General features: G+C 72.8%; 2 protein-coding genes. Both read right to left on the bottom strand.

Going from position 1 to position 2566, the window contains the following annotated elements; translation table 11 throughout:
• Positions 1–1873: polynucleotide kinase-phosphatase (locus EYA84_RS30370; RefSeq protein ID WP_131057651.1), on the bottom strand; the 1873-nt coding region annotated here is incomplete at its 3' end.
• An 88-nt stretch (positions 1874–1961) separates the two neighbouring features.
• Positions 1962–2566, bottom strand: a 605-nt coding sequence (locus EYA84_RS30365) for a methyltransferase (RefSeq protein WP_131057649.1), incomplete at its 5' end; no start/stop codon positions are given.

Genomic DNA, 2566 nt, shown 5'->3' with positions numbered 1-2566 from the left:
CCAGCGAGGCCAGTGCCGCCGGCAGGGCCGCCCGGCCGGCGGCGCCGACCCCGGCGTACTGCTCCCGGATGAGGCCACCGGCCTTCGCCGACCAGGGCAGCAGTTCACAGTCGAGCAACAGCCAGTCGGTCTCCAGCTCTGCCCAGAGCCCGGCGGCGGTCACCGCCGCGCGGACCCGGTCGAGCAGTTCGGTGTCGAGTGGTTCGCCGAAGAACGGCCGTCCGGTGCGGGTGTGGACCACCCCGCCGCCCGGTCCGAACGGACCACCGTCCGGCTCCCGGCAGACCAGCACCACCGCGCGGGAGCCCATGTGCTTCTCCTCGCAGACCACCCGGTCCACCCCGGCCGCCCGGTAGTCGGCGAACGCCTCCGTCGGGTGTTCCAGGTAGCCGTCGACGCGGGACGTCGAGCAGGGCGCCATGGTCGGCGGCAACCAGACCAGCCGGCGCGGGTCGACCGCGAAGCGGCTCATCACCTCCAACGCGGCGGCGGCGTTCTCCGCCGGCACCGTCAACGAGCCGTACGTGTGCTCCACGTGCCGCCGTCCGGCCACGTCGGTCAGCTCCAGCACCTCGTCGGGGCGGGACGGAGCGGCGACGAGCGGGCGCACCGGGGCGTACCACTCGCGTTCCGCCGGCACCGAGACCAGCTCGCGTTCCGGGTAGCGCAGCGCGGTCAGCCGCCCACCGAAGACGCACCCGGTGTCGACGCAGATGGTGTTGTTGATCCACTCGGGCTCGGGCGTGGGGGTGTGGCCGTAGACGACGGTGGCCGCACCCCGGTACTCGCGGGCCCACGGGTAGCGCACCGGCAGGCCGTACTCGTCGGTCTCGCCGGTCGTCTCGCCGTACAGCGCGAAGGCGCGTACCCGGCCGGAGGCGCGGCCCTGGTACTCCTCCTTGAGCCCGGCGTGCGCGACCACCAGCCGGCCGCCGTCGAGCAGGTAGTGGCTGACCAGCCCGTCGACGAAGGTGGCCACCTCGGCGGTGAACTCGGCCGGCTCGGCCGCCAACTGGTCCAGCGTCTCGGCCAGGCCGTGCGCCACCTTCACGTTGCGCCCGCGCAGCTTGCGCAACAGCTTCTGCTCGTGGTTGCCGGGTACGCAGAGCGCGTGCCCGGCCGCGACCATCCCCATCACCAGGCGGAGCACCCCGGGCGAGTCCGGGCCGCGGTCCACCAGGTCACCGACGAACACGGCGGTACGCCCCGACGGGTGGGTCGCGTCCACCGGGCGACCCGCCTCGTCGTGGTGCAGCCGCCAGCCCAGCCGGAGCAGCAACGTCTCCAGTTCCGCCCGGCAGCCGTGCACGTCACCGACGATGTCGAACGGCCCGGTCAGCTCCCGGCGGTCGTTGAACATCCGCTCGTACCGGATCTCGGCGCGGTCGATCTCGTCGGTGCCGCGCAGGACGTGCACTTTGCGGAAGCCCTCCCGGGCCAACTGGCCGTAGCTGCGACGCAGGTCGCGTGACATCCGGGCGAGCACCTGCCGACCGAAGGTGCGGTCGCTGCGCGCCTCCGTACGCTCCCAGGCCAGCGCCTCCGGCACGTCCAGCACGATCGCCACCGGCAGCACGTCGTGCTCCCGGGCGACGCGGACCAGGCCGGCGCGGGCGTGCGGCTGGAGGTTGGTGGCGTCGACCACGGTGAGTCGACCGGCACGCAGCCGCTTGGCGGCCACGTAGTGCAGCGCGTCGAAGGCGTCGGCGGAGGCGGACTGGTCGTTCTCGTCGTCGGCGACCATCGCCCGGAACGCGTCCGAGGAGAGCACCTGGCTGGGCGCGAAGTGCCGGCCGGCGAACGTCGACTTGCCGGAGCCCGAGACTCCGACCAACGCCACCAGCGCCAGCTCGGGGATGTCCAGGACGCTCATGATCGCTCCTTGGAATAAGGAAGGGCACCTTGTTAACGCCTCCGGTAGAGCAAGGGCCCCCTATTAACTTTCAGATCCGGGTGAACGCTCAGATCCGGGTGAACACGGCGAGCTGGGTGGGAGCGCCCACCTCCGGGTCGTCGTCGCCGACGCCGGACGAGGCGGCCGTGTAGCCGTACGTCGCGCAGACTCGACGTACCCAGTCGGCGAACTCGGCGCGGGACCACTCGAACCGGTGGTCGGGATGCCGGAAGGCGCCCGGCGCCAGCCCCTCGTACCGCACGTTGTGCTCGACGTTCGGCGTGGTCACCACGACCGTCGTCGGTCGGGCGTACCCGAACACGCTGTCCTCCAGCGCCGGCAGCCGAGGCGGATCGACGTGCTCGACCACCTCCATCAGCACCGCCGCGTCGTACCCGCGCAACCGGTCGTCCCGGTAGGTCAACGCGGACTGCCGCAGCGTCACCCGGTCGCGCTGACGCTCGGGCAACCGGTCCAGCCGCAGCCGCCGGGCGGCCGACGCGAGCGCCTGGACGGAGACGTCGGTGCCGACGATCTCGGTGAACCGCCGGTCCCCGATCAGCGTGGCCAGCAACGTGCCCCCGCCACAGCCCAGGTCCAGCACCCGATGCGCACCGGCAGCCACCAGCGCGGCGTGCACCGCCGTCCGGCGGCGCGCGGCCAGCGCCGCCC

It is taken from the genome of Verrucosispora sp. SN26_14.1, from assembly GCF_004307965.1.
In the GTDB taxonomy this organism is placed as follows: Bacteria; Actinomycetota; Actinomycetes; order Mycobacteriales; family Micromonosporaceae; genus Micromonospora.
Note: the sequence above shows the minus strand (reverse complement) of the source record. Positions and strands in the feature narration are given on the sequence as shown.